The sequence below is a fragment of the Shewanella hanedai genome, assembly GCF_007197645.1.
Lineage (GTDB): Bacteria > Pseudomonadota > Gammaproteobacteria > Enterobacterales > Shewanellaceae > Shewanella > Shewanella hanedai.
The window spans coordinates 97,526-120,914 of sequence record NZ_VKGK01000016.1 but is presented as its reverse complement, the minus strand read 5'-3'; the positions used below and the strand labels follow the sequence as shown (position 1 = coordinate 120,914).

24 protein-coding genes are annotated in these 23,389 nt (G+C 43.5%); 14 read left to right on the top strand and 10 right to left on the bottom strand.

The window, feature by feature from the left end; all coding sequences use genetic code 11:
- Positions 1–723 precede the first annotated feature (723 nt).
- Complete coding sequence (locus FN961_RS14145) at positions 724–975, top strand: YkgJ family cysteine cluster protein (RefSeq protein WP_144040826.1); 252 nt, start codon at positions 724–726, stop codon at positions 973–975.
- A 20-nt stretch (positions 976–995) separates the two neighbouring features.
- On the top strand, positions 996–1,454 hold the full coding sequence (locus FN961_RS14140; RefSeq protein ID WP_144040825.1) for an Rrf2 family transcriptional regulator: 459 nt from the start codon (positions 996–998) through the stop codon (positions 1,452–1,454).
- Between the two features lie 16 nt (positions 1,455–1,470).
- Here FN961_RS14140 and FN961_RS14135 read toward each other — a convergent pair whose 3' ends face one another.
- From FN961_RS14135 to gpmM, 4 genes are read right to left on the bottom strand one after another with little or no spacing between them, the layout of a single operon-like run.
- A complete protein-coding gene (locus FN961_RS14135) occupies positions 1,471–2,226 on the bottom strand; it encodes a divergent polysaccharide deacetylase family protein (RefSeq protein WP_144040824.1) in 756 nt (251 codons plus the stop codon).
- A 33-nt stretch (positions 2,227–2,259) separates the two neighbouring features.
- Positions 2,260–3,465, bottom strand: a complete 1,206-nt coding sequence (locus FN961_RS14130; protein WP_144040823.1) for a S41 family peptidase — start codon at positions 3,463–3,465, stop codon at positions 2,260–2,262.
- A 36-nt stretch (positions 3,466–3,501) separates the two neighbouring features.
- Positions 3,502–4,587 (bottom strand): murein hydrolase activator EnvC family protein, encoded by a 1,086-nt coding sequence (locus FN961_RS14125; protein ID WP_144040822.1) that lies wholly within the window; start codon positions 4,585–4,587, stop codon positions 3,502–3,504.
- 58 nt (positions 4,588–4,645) lie between these two features.
- On the bottom strand, positions 4,646–6,190 hold the full coding sequence (gene gpmM, locus FN961_RS14120; protein WP_144040821.1) for a 2,3-bisphosphoglycerate-independent phosphoglycerate mutase: 1,545 nt from the start codon (positions 6,188–6,190) through the stop codon (positions 4,646–4,648).
- Positions 6,191–6,432: 242 nt separating this feature from the next.
- Here gpmM and FN961_RS14115 point away from each other — a divergent pair, with 242 nt between their 5' ends.
- From FN961_RS14115 to FN961_RS14085, 7 genes are all read left to right on the top strand, one after another.
- Positions 6,433–6,867 carry a rhodanese-like domain-containing protein gene (locus FN961_RS14115; protein ID WP_144040820.1) on the top strand — a complete coding sequence of 145 codons (435 nt, stop codon included), beginning with the start codon at positions 6,433–6,435 and terminating at the stop codon, positions 6,865–6,867.
- A 225-nt stretch (positions 6,868–7,092) separates the two neighbouring features.
- Complete coding sequence (gene secB, locus FN961_RS14110; RefSeq protein WP_144040819.1) at positions 7,093–7,587, top strand: protein-export chaperone SecB; 495 nt, start codon at positions 7,093–7,095, stop codon at positions 7,585–7,587.
- Between the two features lie 108 nt (positions 7,588–7,695).
- Positions 7,696–8,712: an NAD(P)H-dependent glycerol-3-phosphate dehydrogenase gene (gene gpsA, locus FN961_RS14105; RefSeq protein WP_144040818.1), complete on the top strand. Its 1,017-nt coding sequence runs from the start codon at positions 7,696–7,698 to the stop codon at positions 8,710–8,712.
- A 106-nt stretch (positions 8,713–8,818) separates the two neighbouring features.
- Positions 8,819–10,003, top strand: a complete 1,185-nt coding sequence (locus FN961_RS14100; RefSeq protein WP_144040817.1) for a BaiN/RdsA family NAD(P)/FAD-dependent oxidoreductase — start codon at positions 8,819–8,821, stop codon at positions 10,001–10,003.
- Between the two features lie 165 nt (positions 10,004–10,168).
- Positions 10,169–10,639 carry an NlpC/P60 family protein gene (locus tag FN961_RS14095; RefSeq protein ID WP_144040816.1) on the top strand — a complete coding sequence of 157 codons (471 nt, stop codon included), beginning with the start codon at positions 10,169–10,171 and terminating at the stop codon, positions 10,637–10,639.
- Between the two features lie 138 nt (positions 10,640–10,777).
- Positions 10,778–11,311 carry a molybdopterin adenylyltransferase gene (mog, locus tag FN961_RS14090; RefSeq protein WP_144040815.1) on the top strand — a complete coding sequence of 178 codons (534 nt, stop codon included), beginning with the start codon at positions 10,778–10,780 and terminating at the stop codon, positions 11,309–11,311.
- A 302-nt stretch (positions 11,312–11,613) separates the two neighbouring features.
- Entirely contained in the window at positions 11,614–13,272 is a 1,659-nt protein-coding gene (locus FN961_RS14085) for a methyl-accepting chemotaxis protein (RefSeq protein ID WP_144040814.1), read from the top strand.
- A gap of 95 nt (positions 13,273–13,367) precedes the next feature.
- Here FN961_RS14085 and FN961_RS14080 read toward each other — a convergent pair whose 3' ends face one another.
- Entirely contained in the window at positions 13,368–13,553 is a 186-nt protein-coding gene (locus tag FN961_RS14080) for a hypothetical protein (protein WP_144040813.1), read from the bottom strand.
- Between the two features lie 139 nt (positions 13,554–13,692).
- Here FN961_RS14080 and FN961_RS14075 point away from each other — a divergent pair, with 139 nt between their 5' ends.
- A complete protein-coding gene (locus FN961_RS14075) occupies positions 13,693–14,706 on the top strand; it encodes a GlxA family transcriptional regulator (RefSeq protein WP_144040812.1) in 1,014 nt (337 codons plus the stop codon).
- A 20-nt stretch (positions 14,707–14,726) separates the two neighbouring features.
- Here the strand turns inward: FN961_RS14075 and FN961_RS14070 are convergent, their stop codons facing one another.
- From FN961_RS14070 to FN961_RS14050, 5 genes are read right to left on the bottom strand one after another with little or no spacing between them, the layout of a single operon-like run.
- Entirely contained in the window at positions 14,727–14,963 is a 237-nt protein-coding gene (locus tag FN961_RS14070) for a phage shock protein B (RefSeq protein WP_144040832.1), read from the bottom strand.
- Positions 14,964–15,002: 39 nt separating this feature from the next.
- Positions 15,003–15,254: a superinfection immunity protein gene (locus FN961_RS14065; RefSeq protein ID WP_144040811.1), complete on the bottom strand. Its 252-nt coding sequence runs from the start codon at positions 15,252–15,254 to the stop codon at positions 15,003–15,005.
- A gap of 54 nt (positions 15,255–15,308) precedes the next feature.
- The gene (locus FN961_RS14060; protein WP_144040810.1) at positions 15,309–16,472 is read right to left on the bottom strand and encodes an ABC transporter permease; all 1,164 of its coding nucleotides are present in this window, start codon (positions 16,470–16,472) and stop codon (positions 15,309–15,311) included.
- Positions 16,469–17,203 (bottom strand): ABC transporter ATP-binding protein, encoded by a 735-nt coding sequence (locus tag FN961_RS14055; RefSeq protein WP_144040809.1) that lies wholly within the window; start codon positions 17,201–17,203, stop codon positions 16,469–16,471. The genes FN961_RS14060 and FN961_RS14055 overlap by 4 nt, the downstream gene beginning before the upstream one ends.
- Positions 17,196–18,776 (bottom strand): alpha/beta hydrolase, encoded by a 1,581-nt coding sequence (locus tag FN961_RS14050; protein ID WP_373293419.1) that lies wholly within the window; start codon positions 18,774–18,776, stop codon positions 17,196–17,198. Before FN961_RS14050 ends, FN961_RS14055 begins: the two co-directional genes overlap by 8 nt.
- 90 nt (positions 18,777–18,866) lie before the next feature.
- On the opposite strand from FN961_RS14050, the gene FN961_RS14045 reads away from it, so the two are divergent.
- The 4 genes from FN961_RS14045 (at position 18,867) to FN961_RS14030 (ending at position 23,368) form a co-directional block, all read left to right on the top strand.
- Positions 18,867–19,238, top strand: a complete 372-nt coding sequence (locus FN961_RS14045; RefSeq protein WP_144040807.1) for a GntR family transcriptional regulator — start codon at positions 18,867–18,869, stop codon at positions 19,236–19,238.
- 43 nt (positions 19,239–19,281) lie between these two features.
- Positions 19,282–20,139 carry an ABC transporter ATP-binding protein gene (locus tag FN961_RS14040; protein WP_144040806.1) on the top strand — a complete coding sequence of 286 codons (858 nt, stop codon included), beginning with the start codon at positions 19,282–19,284 and terminating at the stop codon, positions 20,137–20,139.
- Complete coding sequence (locus FN961_RS14035; RefSeq protein WP_144040805.1) at positions 20,136–21,446, top strand: hypothetical protein; 1,311 nt, start codon at positions 20,136–20,138, stop codon at positions 21,444–21,446. The genes FN961_RS14040 and FN961_RS14035 overlap by 4 nt, the downstream gene beginning before the upstream one ends.
- 125 nt (positions 21,447–21,571) lie before the next feature.
- A complete protein-coding gene (locus FN961_RS14030) occupies positions 21,572–23,368 on the top strand; it encodes an AMP-dependent synthetase/ligase (protein ID WP_144040804.1) in 1,797 nt (598 codons plus the stop codon).
- The last annotated feature ends 21 nt before the right edge of the window (positions 23,369–23,389 follow it).

Sequence of the window (23,389 nt, the reverse complement as noted above, 5' to 3'; positions counted from 1 at the left end):
AAAGACAAAAGCCTCTGCAGAAATGCAGAGGCTTTTTTCGTTTTGGCGTCGCGGACTTTTTTGAAACGAGATAGTCCGCCCCAGATTCGCGTTCATGAGCTTATCGCTCCGCGATATTCACTCACAAATATGACGATAAGCCCTAATACCAATCAGTATAAAGATTTGATCGCTCAGCGAGAGTTTAGCGGTCCTGAGGCAAGGTCATTAATTGCTCCTGCATTAATGACATTCGCCACATCCATGTGGTTTGCAACGAGTGAAGAGCATAGTTATTCTACGGTTAAGCTCGTTAACACAGGATCAGAACCGTTAAAACTCGCCTGCAAGGAGTGTTTTTGGCTGCCTACTTCTGCGTTGAATGAACTCATAAGGGAACACCATTATGTCATCCATTCGCCTTGAATTAGTTTGCCAAGAAACACTCTGAGTAGATCAACTTCTTATACTGATTGGTATAACAGCAATGTTAGGGCTTTTTCGTGTCTGGAATATGTGAAAATATAAGACCGAGCCCTCCCGTGCTTGAATCCCTTCTAGTATATTTATTTGAATACCTTGGCTACTATGTTGGCAATTGTTGTTCGAGAATAAGGTTGCATGTGCTGTTTTGGTGTACACTCCCTCGACATTTTTATAGTGCTAGTTTAGGTTCTCATTCGGTGCTTAAGCTGGTTTCTCGTTATACGATGATATATGTATAATCTTTTTATGGAGTTCCTCATGGATTGTCGTCTTGGATGTGGTGCGTGTTGTATTGCCCCATCAATAACTAGCCCAATTCCCGGTATGCCTCAGGGTAAGTTGGCTGGTGAACGCTGTGTGCAGTTATCCGAAGATAATTTATGTAAGATATTTGGTATGCTGGATCGCCCTGAAGTGTGCAGCTCTTTTTCTGCGACATTAGATGTATGCGGAAAAACCAATGCCGAAGCGCTTTATCTCATTTCAACACTAGAGCTTCAAACTAGCTAAACATATTGAGTGGATGAATTATGCAGTTAACTCGTTATACAGATTTTGGTATCCGTACCTTAATGTATCTAGCACTTCAGCCTGAACGAAATACCTTATTTCGCATTGCTGAGATCACTGAGGTGTTTGAGTTATCCCCGAACCATGTATCTAAGATTGTGCATCACCTTGGCAAGCTTGGTTACCTTAAAACGATTCGTGGTAAGAGTGGTGGCTTTCGTTTAGGTATGTCTGCTAGTCAGATTAATGTAGGCCAATTAGTTCGAGTACTAGAAAACTCTTTGGCCCCTATCGATTGCAGTAAGCCCTATTGTCGTTTTACACCGAGTTGTCAGTTGAAGGGCGTGTTAGCTGAGGCTGTTTCTGCCTATTTGGCGGTTTTAGATAAATATAGTTTGGAAGATATTGTCAGTAACCGTCAGCAGTTGTTGGCTCTGTTACCTGAGCTTAATATTCCTGTGCTAGAGCTAGCCGTGTAAATTAGTTTAGCGGTTGTTAAAGCCTCAAACCTGATTCCACAGGCATGTTCTCTTTGCTTGCTAATCGATAAGGTAATAGCTCTGAGGTTTTAACGAGTTTTATGCCCGCTTTCTCTAACCTATGAAGGTTAAGCTTTAAATATTGGATAGTCTCCGGATACGGATGAGCAATTGCGACTATCTGACCTTGGTTATGGGCTAAGGTGAGCAGTGTTGAAAATTGTCGCTCTAAAGCGGCTGCTGAAACATCATTGTCCAGAAACAGTTCGCGTTTAAGTTGCGGTATGCCTAATTGATCTGCAGTACTACCAGCTTTGGTAAAGCGAGTAGTCTTACTGTCGACAAAGTATAGGTTATGTTGTTTTAGGCTTTCCATCACCCAAATCATCGGCTCCTCTAATTGAGTCAACAAACTCCCCATGTGATTATTGGCTCCCTTGGCGAAAGGTACGCTGAGAAAAGCTGATTGAATACTCTGTTTTAACTCAGCTTCACCCATAGAGTTAGTTAATCCTCCAGGCCCTAGCTTTTTTCCATTTAAGGACTGCATAGGAAGGTGAACCATAATCTCATGGCCTTTTTCATAGGCTGCGCTAGCGACTGAATGCCCTAGTGGTGTGTGTGGAAGGACTGAAAGAGTGATGTTTTCCGGGAGAGTCAATACGGCTTCATCGGATTGACGATAACCGATATCGTCAATGATGATCGCGACTTGAGCTGCCTGTGTAAAACTACTTATAAAAACCGCTAAAAAATATAAAATAAAGCGCACAATAGTTATTATCTTTTTATACCTTAAAGGTATTTATTGTTTTGTTTTAATCCAAGTTATTGCAGAGTTCAGAATTTTATCCTGTTTACTTTCGCCTTGGATCGCTAATTCGTCGATTATAGGCATATTTTTATCATTTATAACAGCATCTAAGTCCAGTTTTATATCTGGCTCTATTCCCCTGCTGTTGATATCCCGTCCATTTGGGGTGGTGTATTTGGCGATGGTTAGTTTAATCGCGTTCCCATCTTTGAGTGTGGGAATTAAACTTTGTACAGTTCCTTTACCAAAACTGGTTTCTCCAATAATTTTTGCTCTTTTATTTTCCTGTAAAGCTGCGGCAAGTACTTCAGAGGCAGATGCCGAGCCTTTATTGATCAAAATGGTCATAGGGACATTGGATAACATCGTTTTGGGTGAGGCATAGTATTCAGAATTTGCATCGAAGAAACGTCCCTCTGTTGATACTATTCTGCCTTTAGATAGAAAAATATCTGCAATTTTAATAGCTTGATCTAACAGTCCTCCTGGATTGTTTCTCAAGTCGAGAATAATGCCGGACAGCTCTAGATGTTTCCATTGAGTCAGTTGTTTAACCATCTCTTCGGTTGAATCGTCTTGAAAACTGGATAACCGAATATAGCCAATTTCATCATCGAGAATTTTGGCAGATACCGACTTAATGGAGATCACACTTGGGATCAGCGTCACTTCGAACTCGCTGTTCATATTTGCGTGGCTCAAGGTGAGTGCTATGGAGAGCTTATTTTGACTATGGTGCTTTATCTCCTTCAGTAATAGATTCAAGTTTTTTGGATCGACCAGTTTGTTATTGAACTTGAGTATTTGGTCGCCCGCTAGGATGCCTGCTTGATCTGCTGGAGAATTGGCGAAAGGGGTGATGATGGTGATCTTATTATTTTCTGTGGCTATCTCGACTCCGAAACCAAAATACTCGCCTTTATTGGCATCTCTCATGTCGAAGAATGCCTGTTGATCGAGAAAGTTAGAGTATGGGTCTAGCTTGGCAAAAATACCGTCTATGGCTGCAGCTATTAACTCATCTTGGGTGAACTCGGTGACATAGTAAGTTTCAACCGTGTCGATGATATCGAGCAGAAGTGGGTAATTGAGGCGTGAATTAAATTGCTGCGTATTTTCCTGACTTGAGAGAGTAACTGAAAGGCCAAGTGCAAGGCCTAACAGAGTGAACGAAAGATAGCGGATGAGTTGTGACATGGCAGGAGCCCCTATGTGTATGGGCTCCTGTCATCCTTAGCGCTTACAATACCTCGCCGGATCGACAGCTTGCCCTTTATGCCTTACTTCAAAGTATAGGCCAGCCTCGGTCTGTCCACCTGAGCGTCCGACTAAAGCCACGGATTCTCCTTTGCTGACAAGGTCTCCAGCATTTTTAAGCAGAGTTTGAGCATGCCCATATAAACTCATATAGCCTTTTCCATGATCTACCACTAACACCATACCAAAGCCGCGTAACCAGTCTGCATAGATAATCTTTCCCGGTGCAATGGCGGTTATGACTTGCCCCTCTGGTGCCGCTACTGTAACGCCTTTCCACTTGACCTGTCCCGAACGTTGGCTACCAAAGCCTGATCTGATACGACCTTTAGTGGGCCAGGATAACTTGTTCTTACTCGATAGCCCATCCATCTTGGGGCTGTGTTTCATCGCGGCAATCGCTTGTTCGACCACTCGCTTTAAGCTGGCTTGCTCAATCTGGAGTTGTTCCAGTCTCGCTCCGCTATTGTTTAAGGTCTTTTGCAGTAGCGCTAGAGTATTTTGGCGTTGTCCCTGCTCAAGGGTCAGTTGTTTAGCTTGTTGCTGCTGATCTAACACTAACTTATTCAGGCGATCTTTTTGGTTACTCTGCTCTTGAGTAATGTCATCAAGCTCCTTCATTGTTTCTTGAAGTGAGTTGATGGAGGCCATGCGTGCATTATTCAAGTATTGATAGTAGGTGAGTAGGCGCTCTATCGTTGCTGGACTCTGCTGATTTAATAGCATTTTACTGTAATCGTGATTGCCCGCTAAATAAGCACTCGCCAATTGATTGGCAAGTGATTCTTGTTGTCTCTCTTTGAGCTTACTTAATTCTTGCTGTCGCTTATGTAGCTTGCTGAGTTGCTTATCGGTTTCGGCTAATGATGTTTGTGTTTCATTCACCTTTTTGGCTGCTGAAGCGATCGCTTTTTCATCTTTTTTCAGCAGATTAACTAATTTCTCTCTCTGCTTATTGGTGTTTTGCAGATCTGACTGTTGTTTATTAATTTGCGATTGAAGTTGTTTCAGATCGGATTGACGCTGCTCCAGATCTGACGCCTGCAGTTGCATTGAAAGCATGATAAAGCCAGCAAAAATGCTGGCTTTAGAAAAAAAGCTAAGGTTTGCCAATTATTATTTACTCGTCGAGTGTAATTATTGAGCGGCCCGTCATCTCAGATGGCACGTCTTGTCCCATCAAGGTTAACATGGTTGGGGCAAGATCGCTTAATCGACCGCCTTCTTGGATACTGCCTTTGCGTCCAACATAGATCAACGGAACTAACTCACTTGTGTGAGCTGTATGAGCTTGACCTGTTGCTTCATCGGTCATCTGTTCAGCATTACCGTGGTCTGCAGTGATTAAACACTCACCATCCACTTTTGCCAACGCCTCAACAACACGCCCTAGACATGTATCTACTGCTTCACAAGCCTTTACTGCGGCTTCAAAACTGCCAGTATGCCCTACCATATCACCATTCGGATAGTTACAGATAATCACATCATAGTCAGTTGATTCAATCGCTTCGACTAATTTATCAGTTAACTCTTCTGAACTCATTTCTGGCTGTAAGTCGTAAGTGGCCACTTTTGGCGACTGGATAAGAATCCTGTCTTCACCTTCGAACGGCAGCTCTTTACCACCATTGAAGAAGAAGGTGACGTGGGCATACTTCTCAGTTTCTGAGATGCGTAGCTGCGTCATGTCATTCTTTTCTAGTACTTCGCCTAAGGTGTTAGTCAGTTCAGTTGCTGGGTAAGCGATGGCTGCAGGGATATCTGCTGCGTACTGGGTCAACATAACAAAATGCGCTTTAGGGGTGACTTCACGCTCGAAGCCATTGAAGTCAGGTTCAACGAAACTACGGGTGATTTGACGTGCTCTATCTGCACGGAAGTTCATGAAAATCAGCGAGTCATTATCGTTTAGCTTAGCGGCATTGCCTTGAGCATCAACAATGGCTGAGCTGCCAACAAACTCATCGTTTTCATCACGAGCATAGGCTGCTTCAAGTGCATCAACTGCATTTGTGTATTGATGTAGAGACTTACCTTGAGTGATTAAGTCATAGGCCTGTGAAACACGATCCCAGCGATTGTCTCGATCCATTGCATAGTAACGGCCAATGATTGATGCGACGCGACCAGTGCCTAATGTAGTAAAAAGATCATCAAAATGAGCCAAACTGGATTTTGCGCTACGAGGCGGTGTATCACGTCCATCGAGGAAGGCATGCAGGTAAACTTGCTTCGCTCCACGCTTAACCGCTAAGCTGCACATGGCTTCAATATGGCTCTCGTGGCTATGAACTCCACCGGCTGAAACTAGTCCCATAATATGGACAGCACCATTGTTAGCAATGGCTTTGTCTATGGCTTCAATAAGTGCTGGATTGGTGTCAAATTCACCGTCATCAATCGCCTTGCCAATACGAGTGAGTTCTTGATAAACAATACGGCCTGAGCCGATATTGATATGGCCAACTTCAGAGTTACCCATCTGTCCATCGGGCAAACCGACATCGAGGCCTGAACCTGAAATTAGGCTATTTGGGTATTGGGCGTTGAGTCGATCTAAGACTGGAGTGTTCGCGTGATATACCGCATTCTTCTGCGTATCTTCACGGTAACCCCAGCCATCGAGGATCAGCAATGCCAAAGGGCGTTTGCGTGTCGTCATACTAGTACCTTTAAGTTTGATAAAGTGGATAATTTAAATTTGAATTGGTTAAATATTACTACGTAACACAAGGTGGAAAAAGGTATTTACCTAGATTGGGCTTATCGAAATTAGCTTTGCTTGAATTAGTGTCTATTTACAGAGAGATTATTGAGGGGAACAACTTGCTGCAATCTAGCACTGCGATGGTATACTCTGTGCCCTTATTGTAATTTCAGCCCCTTAGAAGTAGGCAGTTTACCATGCAAGAATATATTGAATTTTTGAAAGCTAACCCAATGCTTAGCCTAGCCTGGATAGGTCTATTCATTGGTCTTGTCGTTAGCGTGTTCAAGTCAAGCATCTCAAAAGTGACCACGGTTGATCATCAACAGGCAACTTTGTTGATCAACAAACAAGATGCGAAAGTGATAGATGTAAGGGAAAAAGCGGAGTTTAAGAAGGGTCATATCATCGATGCGATCAACGTTCCTCTTTCGGAAATTAAAAATAATCAAATTTCTGCCCTTGAAAAGTTTAAAGCCAGTCCCATTATAATGGTATGCAATGCTGGTATGGTTTCATCTCAAGCAGCGCAATTGATGGTTAAAGCAGGTTTTGAATCTGTTAATAATCTCAAAGGCGGCATGGGTGACTGGCAGTCAAATAATCTGCCTGTATCTAAGAGTAAGAAGTAGATACAAAGGTAATAATTGCTTTTCAAAGGTGTTTTTGATTAGAGTGTCATCTCTTAAAAAAATCACTCAAGGTATAAAAGTATTGTGAATACACCACTTTTATACCTTTAGAATGAAATAACTAAAAAACCGGGATGGTGATTGGGGTGACAAACCTCAAGTAACAAAAGCCCTTAAAGAATAGGTTTCAATTTAGAAACCAATAACTTGAATAGGTAGGAAATCATGGCTGAAGTAGTTAATAACGAACAACAAGATCCACAATTCAATATTCAACGTATTTACACTAAGGATATCTCTTTCGAAACACCAAACAGCCCAGCTGTATTCCAGAAAGAGTGGAAGCCTGAAGTTAAGTTAGATCTTGATACTCGTAGCGCTAAGCTAGCTGACAATGTATTCGAAGTTGTTTTATCTCTTACTGTTACAGCTAAAAATGGCGAAGAAACTGCATTCCTATGTGAAGTTCAGCAAGCTGGTATCTTTGCGATTAACGGTTTGACTGAGCAGCAACTTGCTCACTCTCTAGGTGCATACTGCCCTAACATTCTATTCCCATATGCTCGTGAAGCAGTTGGTAGCCTAGTTGGTCGTGGTACGTTCCCACAGCTTAACCTTGCTCCAGTAAACTTTGACGCTCTATTCGCTCAGTATGTTAATCAGCGTCAAGCTGGTGCAGAAGCTGCTGAAACTGAAAAGACTGAAGAAGCAAGCGCTTAATCGCGAGTTAAAAGTATCTGTTCAGCATGTTGATGTCGCTGCTCAGATAGAGGCTACTTCATTCGATAAACAGTATCGGGTGAATTAGCCTACAAGTGAGTAGTTAACATGAAAAACACAGCCGATATTACGGTATTAGGGGCGGGGTCTTATGGCACCGCCCTTGCTATTTCTTTAGCCAGCAACGGCCACCGAACCTTGCTTTGGGGTCATAACCCTGAACATATAGCCAACCTCAAACGCGATCGCGCTAACGAAGCGTTTTTACCTGGTATTGCTCTCCCTGACTTACTTATTCCTGAAGCCGACTTAGCGACAGCCCTTGCTGCCTCTAACAATGTTTTAGTGGTTGTTCCTAGTCATGTCTTTGGCACTGTACTTGAACAAGCTAAGCCGTTACTACGTGACGATGCTCGTATTATTTGGGCGACCAAAGGCCTTGAGCCTGAGACTGGGCGTTTACTGCAAGAGGTTGCTCGGGATATCGTCGGTGACAAATATCCACTGGCCGTATTATCTGGACCGACATTCGCTAAGGAGTTAGCTGCTGGATTACCTACAGCCATCTCTATTGCGGGTACCGACGTAACGTTCATTAAAGATCTTGTTGAGTTGCTCCATAGTCCAAAACGTCTTCGTGTTTATGAAAATGATGACTTTATTGGTTTACAACTTGGTGGTGCGGTTAAGAATGTTATCGCGATTAGCGCAGGTATGTCTGACGGTATTGGATTTGGTGCTAATGCCCGTACAGCGTTAATCACTCGAGGTTTAGTTGAGTTAACGCGTTTAGGTGAAGCCATGGGCGCTAAAGCGTCGACCTTTATGGGGATGGCTGGTCTTGGCGATCTCGTACTGACCTGTACCGATAATCAATCTCGTAATCGTCGTTTTGGTTTAGCGTTAGGCAAAGGCCAAGGCGTTGAAGAAGCGCAAGTTGAAATTGGTCAAGTGGTAGAAGGTTATCGAAATACCAAGGAAGTTTACGCATTAGCTAATCGACTCGGTGTCGAAATGCCAATCACTGAACAGGTCTATAAGGTTCTGTATCAAGGCGGAACCCCACATGAAGCTGCAATAGCGCTGCTTGGTAGAGAACAGAAGTCAGAAACATTGGCTGACTAGTGTTTTGTGTGTAAGGTCTGAAATAAGGATGCTAAAATAGCATCCTTTTTTTATGCTTGGTTTTCTTAGTGAAGATCAGGTTTCTTAGCTGTGTTTGGAGTGAGTAGTGAAACATCATGACGTAATTATTATCGGTGCAGGTGCTGCTGGGCTTATGTGTGCAGCTAGCGCGGGTTATCGTGGCCGTGATGTACTTGTTCTCGACAATGCTAAGCAAGCAGGTCGTAAGATACTGATCAGCGGTGGTGGCCGTTGTAACTTTACCAATCAGAAGGTTGAGCCGAATAATTTTCTCTGTGGTAATAGCCACTTTGTAAAATCAGCTTTAGCCCGTTACCGTTCGAGTGATTTTATCGAATTAGTGGAGCGTCACGGTATCGAATACCACGAGCGTGACCATGGCCAGCTATTTTGTAACGACTCTGCCAAAGAGATTGTGACTATGCTGATGACCGAGTGTGAGTGGGCGGGTGCAAAGGTTCAGCTGAGAACCGAGATCAGTAAAATCGTCAAGCTAGACTCTGGTCTATTTGAACTGACGACGGATAAAGACAGTTTGACCTGTGATTCTCTAGTGATAGCCACCGGTGGACTTTCAATGCCTAAACTCGGTGCCAGCCCCTTTGGCTATAACCTTGCTAAGCAATTTGGTCTCAAGATATTGCCAACTTATGCTGGGCTGGTTCCTTTTACTTGGCATGCAGAACAAAAGCTGAAATTTGAACCTCTTTCAGGTATTGCAGTTCCTAGTACCATTACCGCCAAAGATGGTACTCAGTTCAGTGAGGCGTTGCTTTTTACTCATCGTGGCTTGTCAGGGCCTGCAATCTTACAGATTTCAAACTTCTGGCAGCCAGGTGAAACAATCAGCATTAACTTACTGCCAGGTGTAGATGCCCGTGCCGCTATCGAGTTGGAGTTAGCTAATCACCCGAAGCAAAGCCTACGCAATACTCTCAGCCATTGGCTACCTAAACGTTTAGTTGAAGCGCTTTTTGATGAAAACCTGCTTAACAAGGCGATGAATCAGCTGGTTCATAGCGAGCTTGAACAATTAGCGGTCGAGCTTGAGTCTTGGGAGATTTTGATGAATGGCACAGAAGGTTATCGAACTGCAGAAGTGACCTTAGGTGGCGTTGATACTGACGAATTATCATCAAAAACCATGGAAGCAAAAAACGTCTCAGGTTTGTACTTTATTGGTGAAGTAATGGATGTCAGCGGTTGGCTAGGTGGATTTAACTTCCAGTGGGCATGGAGTTCAGGTGTTGCCGCAGGGCTGGCGGTTTAACTGTTATCTAATGATAACCAATCTATGGTAATAATAAGTTATTGTTTATTTTGGTGCTAAGTAAACGGTTAAAATTATTGATGTATGAGATTTGCATAAGTTACAGCAGGTAATCTTTGTGTAGTATTCTCACTACTAAGCCTTTTCTATCTTGGATGGATATTTTTGCTAAAACCACTCTTAAGTTTACTGCTGATATTACTGGTGACTGCTTGCTCTAGTTCTCCGCCTCGTCCCGCAGGCGAGAAGAGGAATGTCGAGGTTAGACAACTCACGTTAGAAAAACAGTTAATGGCTTTCCATCATGAGTGGGAAGGTGTGCCCTATCGTTATGGTGGCATGAGCAAGCAAGGCGTAGATTGTTCCGCGTTCGTCTATCTGGCCTATAGGGATATTTTTGGGAAGCAGTTACCTAGGACGACAGAAGATCAGAGTAACTTGGGAAAGTCGGTGACAAAACGTAACTTGAGAACTGGTGATCTAGTGTTCTTTAAAACCGGGTGGTCTACGCGGCATGTGGGGGTTTATCTGAGTGAACATCGTTTCTTACATGCTTCGACGAGCCAAGGTGTGATGATCTCTAGTTTGGATAATAGTTATTGGAAACAGAAGTATTGGCAATCGAGACGTTTGTAGTATCAACTATCTTAGTGGGTGAAACAGCTCTCATTTTTAATGATAAGCCAGATATAATAACGAACAATCATGTTAGTTTAGATACAACTAATTGAGTCTTTTTAAGGGCCCATAAATTACATTTGAGTAGGATTTAAGATGACTAAAGCTAAAATCGGTATCGTGACAGTGAGTGATAGAGCCAGTGCTGGTATTTATGAAGATCTTTCTGGTAAAGCGATAATCGATGTATTGAACGAATACCTCACCTCTGAGTGGGAGCCTGTTTATGAGGTGATCCCTGATGAGCAAGATGTGATTGAAGCGACATTGATTAAGATGGCCGATGAGCAAAACTGTAGTCTTATCGTGACTACGGGAGGCACGGGTCCTGCGAAGCGTGACGTAACGCCTGAAGCAACTGAAGCTGTGTGCGATCGTATGATGCCTGGATTTGGCGAGCTAATGCGTACAGAATCTTTGAAGTTTGTGCCTACCGCTATTCTTTCACGCCAAACAGCCGGTTTACGTGGCGATTCTTTGATTGTTAACTTACCGGGTAAGCCAAAGTCGATTCGTGAATGCTTAGACGCTGTGTTCCCAGCTATCCCATACTGTATCGATCTTATGGATGGCCCATTTCTAGAATGTGACGAGTCAGTGATTAAGCCTTTTCGCCCGAAAGCTAAGTAACCACTAACCGTTAGTCAGTAAAGCGTGTTCGAATACACGCTTTATCATCCCTTTTGTATCCCTTATCCTCTGCTATTTCGTATCATTTTGATAGGGAAGAGCCTCTTATACCAATATTCACATCATTATCAAATGGTTAATGTGTTCATAAACTCTTTTTGCAGTTCCTGTATGTGGGAAGCAATAAAAGCGCGGTATTATATTCTGTTGTTGAAAGTTATTGTTATTTAACAGTATTTTATTATCAATCCCTGATTTATTATGACTCGGTATTTCATTGAAAGATTAACGAGGAGTAAGAGATGGGTTTGTTATCTTTATGGAGCATCAAAAAAAAGCTAATTACGGTCATGTTTGTTTTTGGTATTGCTGGGATCGCTATCCTGGTTGATGTCATTATCAATACTGACTATGTCGAACAAAAATTTGATGAATATGATCATGCTGGTGTAAGCAGCCAGAAGTACATGTTATCCATAAGTCGTGATATGAATTATGTTTCCAGACTGACACGAAGCATCATGCTGGGTGGCAGTTTTGAAAAAGATCTCGGGCTAATGAAGAAGAGGATAAGTGATATCTATGAGCATTTTGACAACCTAGAATCTGCACTCAATCAAATTACTGATGCAGGGACTAGAAATGAGCTTATGGCATTGACGGCAAACTCTCGGAACACCACTAAAGCATTTTTAGAAGATGGGTATCGACGTGTTAAGCAACTTGAGTCTGTCGAGCGAACGCCTCAAGTACTTAACAGTGCTTGGTTATCCTATCGGGAAGGGGCTTCGCCTGTTGCGAATAAAGCGAGAGTGAGTTTTAAACGATTAGAGAAAGCTGAATCTGACTATATGGTGTCAGTAGAGCAAGCGATGTTTGATGCAATGTCTGAGATGAGGTTTCAGTTAATCGGACTCACTTTAGGGTCATTTTTATTCGGTGGCTTGATTCTTTTCTGGGTGACAAGAGATATTCTGTTTGGTGTAAATACATTACGAGTATCGATTGAAGGCATCCAACAAGATTCAGATTTAACTGGCCGAATTAACATCGTGTCAAAAGACGAGTTTGGTCAGCTTTCTCAATCATTTAATCTCATGCTAGATAAGTTTCAATCCAGCATGAGAAATGTTTCTGAAACCTCAAAAGAGCTCGCTACATCATCTAATGATATGGCTAGAATCACCTCTGAAGCTTCTGGCTTTGTAGAGCAGCAGCAACATGAGCTGGATATGGTTGCTACCGCGATGAATGAGATGACCGAAACAGTCATTGAAGTGGCTCGAAATGCCAATGACGCTGCTGAAGCTGCCGATCACACCGATGTGCAGTCTAAAGAGGGGATGATAGTCGTTAATCGCACTATTGAGACCATTGTTGGATTAGCTACTGAAATTGAAAGAGCTGGTGGCGTGATCCAGAATCTAGAAACGGACAGTAAGCAAATTGGCTCTATCTTAGATGTGATAAAAAGCATTGCAGAGCAAACGAACTTATTAGCCCTCAATGCTGCCATTGAAGCGGCAAGAGCGGGTGAACAAGGACGTGGGTTTGCCGTGGTTGCCGATGAGGTCAGAACGCTAGCAAGCCGTACTCAAGAATCGACGCAAGAGATTCAATCTATGATTGAAAAGCTGCAGTTGGGGGCAGAAACGGCCGTTAAAGTGATGTCTGAAAGTCGCGTATATGCCAATGACAGTGTGCAACATGCTAAGTCTGCCGGCGATATGCTGAAGCTCATGACTTCCTCAATCAGTAAAATTACCGATATGAATACTCAAATAGCCACCGCTGCCGAGGAGCAAAGTTCTGTATCAGAAGAGATAAATACTAATATCGTGAATATTCATAATGCTGCTGAACAAACTGCGACGAGTGCTAAAACCACATCAAGTGAGAGTGAACGACTCGCTGAAATGGCCAGCCGGTTAGATGAGTTAGTTGGACAGTTTAAAATCTAGTTATTAATGTCTGCTTAACCCCTGTTCGGCGGTACCGTTTTGATATCGTCGAACAGTTAAGTTTATTTCCCAATCATCTGATATGAAGAACTTAGTTAACAACAGTGATTATTCTTTCGTGCTAAATGATAGGCACTAAATCCCGTGAACATTAACAGACTTGGTATCGCGACTAAATGAGCGAATACATTGGGTTCAGTGTTGAAGTTTAACCAGAAAAGTAGTGCCCAACTTAAGGTTAAATAGCCAAAACTTAATAGATAGTTCTTTGATTTTCTCATACATCCTCCGACTAGAAAGCTTATCGCTTCAACTTGTATTTAGTATATAAACAAGACAAACAGGCTAGAAGTGTCATTATTGACAGAATATGGGTGATAAGTGACATTGTTTGGTTAGTCTGGATTAGCGAGGTTGAAAATGAAGAAGATCTATATCTTAGCAGCGGGCAATGTTGTTGCTGGTGGCATTATTAGTTTCTTGGATGTGTTTAGCTTCTGTAATATCTACTGGCGACGTATCAACCCAGATGCCAATGAAGATCTATTTCACTGCCATGTTATTTCACCCGATGGTCAACCGGTTAATACCAATCAAGGCATAAAAGTGCCCGCAATAGGGTTAGATAAACCGGAAGGTATCTTAGAGGCTGATGCGGTTATCTTAGCGTCTGCATTTGTGACCAATAGAGAGGAGTTTCAACACTACCTTGAAGATTTTAAACCACTTTTTATCCCGCTGAAGCTGTTTAGCACAAGCAAAAAACCGCTAGCAGCATACTGCTCTGGTACTTTGATGTTGGCGGCATCAGGCTTGTTAGATGGAAGGCAGGCGACCACGGTATGGTGGTTGAGTGAGATGTTTGAACGTAATTTTCCGAAGGTAAGCTTGAGCTTGGATAGGTTGGTAGTTTCTGATGGTCATCTGCATACCGCTGGGGCGACAACATCAAACTTGAGCTTGGCGTTGCACATTATTAGTTTGCTTGCTGGTGAGCAGTTAGCCAATCAGATGGCTAAAATACTTTTGATTGACCCCAATCGAAGCTCGCAACAACCTTATATGACCATGGCTTTAGCCGTTGATGGTCATAATCATAGGGATGAGCTTGTGACGAAAATTCAAGACTGGATGCAGCAGCATCTACAGCAGAGCTTTCTGCTCGATGATATTGCCGATAAGTTTGCCGTGGGTAAACGGACCTTGATTAGGCGCTTTAAGAGAGCGGTAAATGAAACGCCGGCCAGTTACATGCAGCGTTTGCGGGTTGATGAGGCTAAACGCCTACTTGAAACGACTGAATTAGGCCTTGAGCAGATAGTTGGGCGAGTAGGCTATGAAGATGTGAGCTCATTTCGTAAGTTGTTCATCCAACTGACTAGCCTCTCTCCCCGCGCTTATCGGCAGAAGTTTAATACCCAAGCTTGCTGTTAGCTCTGAACACCTTTGTCAATTTAAAGGGCATTTATCTGCTGTTTTAGATCGTAACTGCTATCTGTCACTATCTTCTCGAGTGTTTGTACCCTGGCTTCGAGATGGCGGTTCTGCTTACGTAGCAGTTCCAATTCATCGAGTTTGATATCAGCCTTCGTGACCTTCTTCATTCTGAAGTAGTGTTTAAGGCCTTCGCTAATTGCTGTGCTGATGATTAGTGCCAGCATAATAATCATAATAATGATCTCTTTATCCATCATAAACTCCTTATTAATTTTCTGTTTTAGCTTTCTGTTTTAGCTTTCTGTTTTAGCTTTCTTAGCGTACTTATCGACAACCTTTCCTGTGGTCGCCCACACCATCACGCCGCCCCAAGCAATGAATGACAGCCCTGCAGGAATACAAGCCAGTAGAATTAACTTGAAATGCTTACGGTTGAAGATGAGTGCCAGCATTGCCGGAAGAAACCAGATGATGAGCACTCCAATGGCTAATAACACCATAAAAGCAGTGTTTTCCTGGGCTAAAATATTATCTATAAATTCCATTTCTCTCTCCTTTTTGAATGTAGGCCCAGAGCGATGTTCGCTCTGGGGTTTTATTTATAAACCGAATACGATCTTCTCACTCTTAAGTGATTTTTCCATGCCTAAAGTCAGGCCTATGGCGATGATTAAGGTGGTAACTGAAGACAGTAAAAGCTGTAGCATGGGGATTTCACGGCCTTTGATAAAGGCGATTAAAGCTTGTTGTTGACCGGATACGGGTAGCCACTGCAAGGTATCTGGTGCAATGTTATAACTGGCAGCCATCGACAACATCATGGGAACAATTAGCACTAAGGTGAGGTAAGACTGAGCCTCTTTAAAACTCTTAGCCATAAAGGAGACAAAGAGCTGCAGACTGGCGGCCATTAATGCGATGGGCAGGCCAATCAATAGCATGAGTAAGATAAACTCAGTGCTGATTGTGACGGTAAATCCAAGCTCCTGCCAGGGGACAAATGCATAGGATATCTTGGACATAATCAGGGTTAATAGTAGGCCTATCATGGCAAACACAGTTACAGAAAAAACCTTCGCGAGTACGATATTTCGGGTCGAAACCGGATGACTAAGCAGTAGGGCTAATGAATTTCGTTCACGCTCTCCAGCACTGGTGTCTATGGCCAGGTTCATTCCTGAGATAAACACAGCGTAGATCATCGTCATGGTCGCGACACCTAATATCACCCCACCTTTAGAATCAGCAGTGGCTTCATCTTCGACATTGACCTTGATGGGCTGAACAACTCTGGGATCTATTCCTCTAGCTATTAATCGTAAGCTGCCCATCTCTGCGCTATATGTCTGCAGGTTTCGCTCAAGGCGACGAATAGACTTTTGCAGTTTCTCGTTAGAGTTATCTGCAATAAGCGTTATCTCTGCACTTAGGCCTTTAGCCATTTGTGCGGCGTAATCATCACTGATCACCAAGCGGATATCTTTAACATCCAGTTGATCACCTTTGTCATTGGTACTTTGACTGTCACCATGAGTGATCCCTTTACTGGAAAGATACTTAACTAGATCTGGTGCATTGTCACTATTTTCAATCTTGATGTTTAGATCTTCAGGGCTGGTCATCTGTCCGATCAACAGCATAAACATGCCACACATCATCAAGGGTGTGCCGATGGCATAATAGAGTCCTGCCATCACAGATCGCTTGTCTCTGGCTGCGTCTATCAGCTCTTTTCTGACCATGGTCATAATATTGCTTATCATGCTGCTATTCCTTCGTCGGTGCCGATCAGTTGAATGAAGGCGTCTTCTAAAGAATCCTTTCCTGTTTGCTGGCAAAGCTCATCAGGGCTGCCGACCGCGACAACTTTCCCCTCAGCCATTACGATTACTTGGTCGCATAATGCGGCGACCTCTTGCATCACATGGCTTGAAAACAGTACGCAGTGCCCCTGGTTTTTAAGCTCCTTCAATAGATCTCTGAGCACTCGGGTACTCATCACATCTAACCCGCGTGTTGGCTCATCGAGAATGATGTTGGTTGGCTGGTGGACTATCGCCTGCGCTAATGCGGTTTTCATGCGCTGACCTTGGGAGAATCCTTTACAGCGGCGATCGGCAATATCATCCATGTGCAGTTGAGTCAGTACTTTTTGAGTTGCAGCTTTGGCTTCTTGTCGCGATAAGCCATTTAGCTCAGCGAAGTAGCTGACGTATTCTCTTGGTGTGAGGCGTTCATACAGACCAAATGGATCAGGGAATAATCCCAGTTTTTGTTTAGCTTCGATTGGGGATTTAGCTACATCAATACCATCTATCTCAGCGTGCCCTTTGTCTGCTTGCAGTAGACCAAATACGGTACGTAAACACGTGGTTTTTCCAGCGCCATTAGGCCCAAGTAGTCCGGTGATTTGGCCATCTTTGGCCTCGAAACTTAAGTTATTGAGTGCTTGAACATCGCCGATTTTCTTCGACAGATCGCAGACCTTAATCATGGCTATCTCCTTGCTCAACAGTTTGCTCTGAATTATCAACGGGAATGGCTTCTACTGTGCTGGCATTGAGATAGAAGTTACGGCGAACATCTTTATTTAGACATTCACCGTCTAATTCACTTACACCTCCCGTCTCGACAAGCTGTGCGACAAGATCGTTGCCACAGGATTGACCAGCAACACCGTGGGTGGCATAAGGGGCAACAAAATGTTTGGCGTTAGTGAGTTTTTCCATCGCCAGTTTTCCCCAGCTTGGCGGTGTTGCTGGGTCGACTTGACCAGATAAAACCAGTGTGGGAATGTCGCTGCTGATCGGAGCAGAGAAGCTTTCATCAACTGCGGGTACGTTCCAGACTGAGCATGATTGCTCAAAGCCCTTAATCATCTCTTGACCAAAATAGGTGCTATTGACCTCTTCGCGTTCGCTTGGGGTCATTCTTTGCCAATCTTCGCCACAAACCACTGAAGCATGCATTCCCATTGCAATCCCTGTGCTATCGAGATTTAGGGCATACAAACCCATGATAGCTTGGAAGTTATCATTCGCTGCTTGGTGAATAGCGTGAGGCAGAAGCGCACGTATGCTAGATGAGTAGAACGCCATACGGATGGCGCCCATAAACTTAGCACGAGTCATGGTCAGTTGAGTGCTGTCGCCTGTAAGCGGATCCCGTACCTGAGTGATTATCGGTGCGATGGCCAGCTTAGCGTCGACGGATTCTAACTCCGCTCTAAGTTGAGGGAATTGGTTATTACATAAAGCATTGTCAGCGCAATTTTGAAGGAGAAGATCGAAAGCGCGACTAATCGCTTGCCCGATAACCAATACGTTTTGCTGCATAGGCACGACACCATCGATGGTGACAGTTGAGAGTACTTCAGGGTAATGGCGCATATAAAGTTGAGCCATGCGTGTGCCATAGGAGATGCCGTAAATATGCAGTTTTTGATAGCCAAGATGCTGTCGAACTGCTTCGAAATCCTCTAGCGCATTGAGACTGCCATATTGAGTGACATCGCTATCACTTAGGTTATCTAAGCAAGTCTGGGTTTCTTTAGTGGTGTCAAAATCGGCTTCATTGATTGCAAGGGCATTTTCGGCTCCTTCTGCCTCACAATTTAGAATGTTAGAGCGCCCGGTGCCGCGCTGATCAATCAGTAAAATATCTCTTTGCTGCCTGACTTTACTGAAGGTGCGATTAAAAAAAGCGGCATTGTCCATGGCTGATTGGCCCGGTCCGCCTGCAATCGCCAAAAAGGCCTCACTGTGGCCACTGCTTTTGATGGCGGGCAGCACGGCATAATGAATTTGAATCTGTTTGCCGTCAGGCTTATTGGCATTCTCTGGAACGGTGATATAGCCACAGGTGAGCTGTTCAGATAGGCCGTCTAAGTAACAACTGCTCTGGTCACTTTCCTTTGGAGTACCTGACGCTGTGTCATCAGCAAATGCTGGAAGGCTCATAACAAGCCCTGTGATCACTAGTGCACTGATTAATCGAGTGACAGGAATCCTTCTATGGCGAATATGGGAGAGGAGAGAGTCACCTCCCATTTGCAGTCCGTGATGCATCATGCTTATATCCTTTGTTGAAATATATCTTATCTATGCTAAATTAACTGCAGTAGTGTATCAATGTATTAATACAGTGTCTAAAGGCTAATGTTAGAACAAATAAATGTCAACCCCAGTAGTGGCGAACCGATATATCGACAATTAAGCGAACAGATCGTGCGTTTGATTGTGGGTGGCCAACTTGAAGCTGAACAGGTGTTACCTTCGGTAAGGCAGATGGCTGAACATCTTTCTGTAAACCCTATGACAGTATCAAGGGCGGTGCAGCAGCTTGTGGAGCAGGGCTGGTTGGAACGAAGACGTGGCCAAGCGACTCGAGTTGCTAATCGCGAAACCAGTGACAGCACGTCCAGTGTGCAATTGTTAAAGCCACAAGTCACCGAACTGCTGGCTCAGGCTAAGCAGTTAGGTATTAGTCAGGATGAACTAAAAAAATTGATAGATGCTTGTTGGTTATGAGCTTGAGTCGCAATAAGTAGAATAATAAACAAAGGATTGAAGTATGGATATGCCGCTAGCACCGCTCCTCGAATTTTGTGATGTGACTAAACAGTTTGTCGATAAAACCGCGATTAGTAAGCTGAGCATCCAGTTATATCCAGGTATGGTGGTCGGTTTGCTTGGCCAAAATGGCGCAGGGAAGTCGACTTTGATGCGTTGTGCTCTCGGGATTATTGAACCAAGTAGCGGTGAGATAACCACCTTAGGTGAGCCTGTTCATCAACTGAGTTCCGAAGCCAAAACGCAAATAGGTTATGTACCACAGCAGCCCTTCGGTTATGAAGGCTTCACGGTTTCCAGAGCCTTAGCACTACACAGTAGTTTTTATCCCAACTGGGATAGTGAGCTGGAAGCTGATTGGTTGTTGCGTTTTGATTTGGATGAAGACCAGCAAGTACAGAGAATGTCTGTTGGTCAGCGTCAATCCTTGGCTTTAATGATGGCAATGGCATACAAACCTAAGCTGTTAATTCTTGATGAACCCGTAGCCAGTTTAGATCCCATCGCTCGTCGAAAATTCATGTCAGATCTGTTTGATTTAGCCATAGAGTCAGGCTCTGCAGTACTGTTTTCATCCCATATCACTTCTGATCTTGAGCGAGTTGCGAGTCATTTAGCCCTAATGAGAAAAGGGGAACTGGTGCTTTTTAAGGAAATGGATAGCGTTCGCGAGGAGGTAAAATTACTGACTTTAGCGGAGGGAGATTCCATTGCCGATGAGGTGCGAGTATTGAATAAGCAAGGTAACAAGGTGCTGGTGGACAACTATTCAGCAGCACGTTGTCCCAATATGCAGGCTGAATCGCTGAATTTAGAACAGTTATTTGTGGCACTGCACCGCAGTGAGACGCCACAATGAATCTGGCCACTGACAAACCCAATAGTAAGCCAACTCAGCTAGAAAGAGTGCTTAGCCGATTCAATGGCATGTCGAGGATCTGGTTCTGCGACGTAGTCAGTGCCAGTTTTATGGGCGTCGCGCTACTTGGGATGGTCATGTTAATCCCTGTTTTCTGGTTTGAAAAATCTGAAGTCGTTTCATTAATGCTGAGCATGTTCCAAGTCTCTGTCTCAATCTCTGTCGCTTGGCAATTAAATCGATTAGCCGCCACTGAGTGGTCGATACTGCTCCCTCAATACCGACAAAATCTGCAGTTTCAGGCGGCAAGTCTGCTTATTTTTTCCTTTATTGTGTGTACGTTAATATCACTTGTTTCAGGCATTGAGGGGAGCCTTGTTCAATTACAGCTAGCCACTGCTGCGGGGTTAATTTTTATCTACCTGTGTTTGGTTAAAGTGCAAACTTACTATTGGTCTGTAGTGCTCTATCTTTTCCTTTTATTTCTTTCATCTTTAGCTAGCCAACTTCCTCAAGAGATAAATTTACCTCTGTTTATTGCTAATGGAGTGTTAGCTTGGCTTTTATGGCAAAGGACGAGTTCGAATCCTTGGCATCCGCAGGCCAGAACGGTTTATCTTAATGCACAAGAGATGGGTGGCGTGTGGCTTCCAAGCTTTAAGTCGAATCCCTTGTTGGCTAAATTGGAACTCTGGTTGCACCCTGTAAATTTTTTTATGGGCCCCTTGCTCAGTATGTTTATTTTAATGATGCCGTTACTGACATTAACCGCCGCAGTGCTCTCTAAGGTTTTAGGCTTGGATATTCCAGCACTGTTTCTGTTTACTCAGTTTAGTTGTGTGACTTGCTCTATGGTGCACTGGAGTCGTATTCATCGCTGGCGAGCCGTAGAAGCACTCTATATGTTGCCGGGATTTGACGGTAAACAAGGAATGATAGATGCGTTTAATCGGAGTCAGTTTAAGCTGCTGATGATATTGGTTGGCCTGATGGGATTAACCTCGGGACTGATTAGCTTATTTAACCCTGAAATTACGATATGGGTTTGTTTGCACCTTATGTTAAGTACATTTTTCGGTTGTGGTGTTATTTTAGCTGTCGGCAGTGCCTGTAAAACCCCAATGCAGCTTTCTGCTCTTATGTTGATTATTATTTGTCATTCAGTATGGATATCAACCTCTTTCGATGTTTCTGGCGATGGAAGAAGTATTTGGCTGATACTGGGTATCGATGTTCTTCTTGCGCTTGTTTCTATCGTAACCATTTGGTGGGGAAGACAAAAGCTCTGGCAAGGTGATGTTTTATAATAAATCTTTTCAGTTATATCTGTGATCGAAATTGCAAAGTTTGAGCAAATACTCTTATTTTTTTTTGTTTTCTAAAGTAAAATGGAAAAAAGAGGTACACCTGTACGCTTAAAAGGTCCCAAATTATGTCTCTCGAGCAATATCACGTAACACGTTTAATTAAAAAGCAAAGCCATGAAATGGGTGATGCAATCGCGCTCGAAGGATTCGAAATGGCTGCCCCATGGCATCAGGTTAGCTGGCAGGATTTTGAGCGAATCAGCACTCAAATAGCTCTGGCTCTCATCCATTTTGATCTGGAAGTACAAGATCGCACAGTGATCCTATCGCAGAACTGTCCTCAGTGGACCTGTGCCGATGTCGCGAGTCTAAAATCACGTCTAAGTGTTGTGCCTATCTACCCAACTAGCACCTTTGAGCAAGCCAAATATATCGTCGATGATGCTAGTGCCAAATTAGTTTTTGTCGGTGATGCTGGCAACTACAAGATGGCCTGTGAATTAGCTGGGCAATGTGAAAGCATCACACACATCGTAGTGTTTGATAAAAGTGTTCAGTTGCAAGATAAGCCTAACCACTACTATTTAGATGATCTTATTGAGAACACCTACTCTTCAAATGACTTGATTGAGTTAAATCAACGTTTGGATGATGCTACCCTCGACGATCTACTGACGATTATCTACACCTCAGGTACCACGGGCGATCCTAAAGGCGTGATGTTAGATCATCGTAATATCGCTTCTATGGTGCGCCAGCATGACCAATTGCTTCCTTTCACTTCAGGTGATGTATCACTGGCTTTTCTTCCTTTGAGCCATGTATTTGAACGAGGTTGGACTTTTTACGTGCTTTGTCGAGGCGGGCACAACGTTTATCTGCAAAATCCGATGGCGGTTAAAGAGGCGATTGTTGAAGTTCGTCCACACACCTTATGTGTTGTGCCAAGATTTTTAGAAAAAGTGTATAGTGCAGTACAGGATAAAGTGATTAAAGCTCCTGAACTTAGACAAAGAATGTTCACTTGGGCTATGTCTGTAGGACATAAGCAATCTGAAGTGGGTCAAGGCAGACATAAAGCTTCACTGGGCTTAAGTTTGCAGTGGAAATTGGCTGATAAACTGGTTTTCAGTAAATTGAAGCAGGTTTTAGGTGGGCGTTTGAAGTTTATGCCTGTGGGTGGTGCTGCACTTGATCCGAATGTTAGTGCTTTTTTCCAAGGTATCGATGTGCCAGTACTGTGTGGTTATGGCATGACAGAAACCACTGCGACCGCGACCTGTAATACCTTAGCTAACCGTGTACCGGGTTCTAACGGTCAGGTTTTGCCTGATGTTGAGATTAAGCTAGGCAAAGATAACGAAATTTTGGTTCGTGGTGATACTGTGATGCGCGGTTACTATAATCGTCCAGAAGAGACTGCAGCAACCTTTGAAGATGGTTGGTTGAAAACTGGCGATGCAGGCCGTATCGATGAACAGGGCAACTTGTTTATTACTGACCGTATCAAGGAGTTGATGAAAACCTCTAACGGTAAGTATATCGCGCCGCAACGCGTTGAAGGTAAGGTGGGTTGTTGCCCTCTCATTGAACAGGTAGCCATCGTTGCTGACGGTAAAAACTATGTGTCAGCCTTGATTGTTCCTGCATTTGAAGTATTGGAATCGTGGGCAAAAGGTCAGGGGATTCATTATGAATCACCGATGGATTTACTGCGTAATCCTCGCGTGATTGAACATTATGAGCAGCAACTTGTGGAACTACAAAGCGACCTTGCTGGATTTGAGAAGATTAAGAAATTTACCTTATTGCCAGAAGCGTTCTCTATGGAAGCGGGACTTATTACGCCGACAATGAAGCTAAGACGTAAGGTGATTTACAACAAGTACTCCCGTGAAATCGATAAGATGTATGCGAGATAACGCTCCCATATAAACAACAAA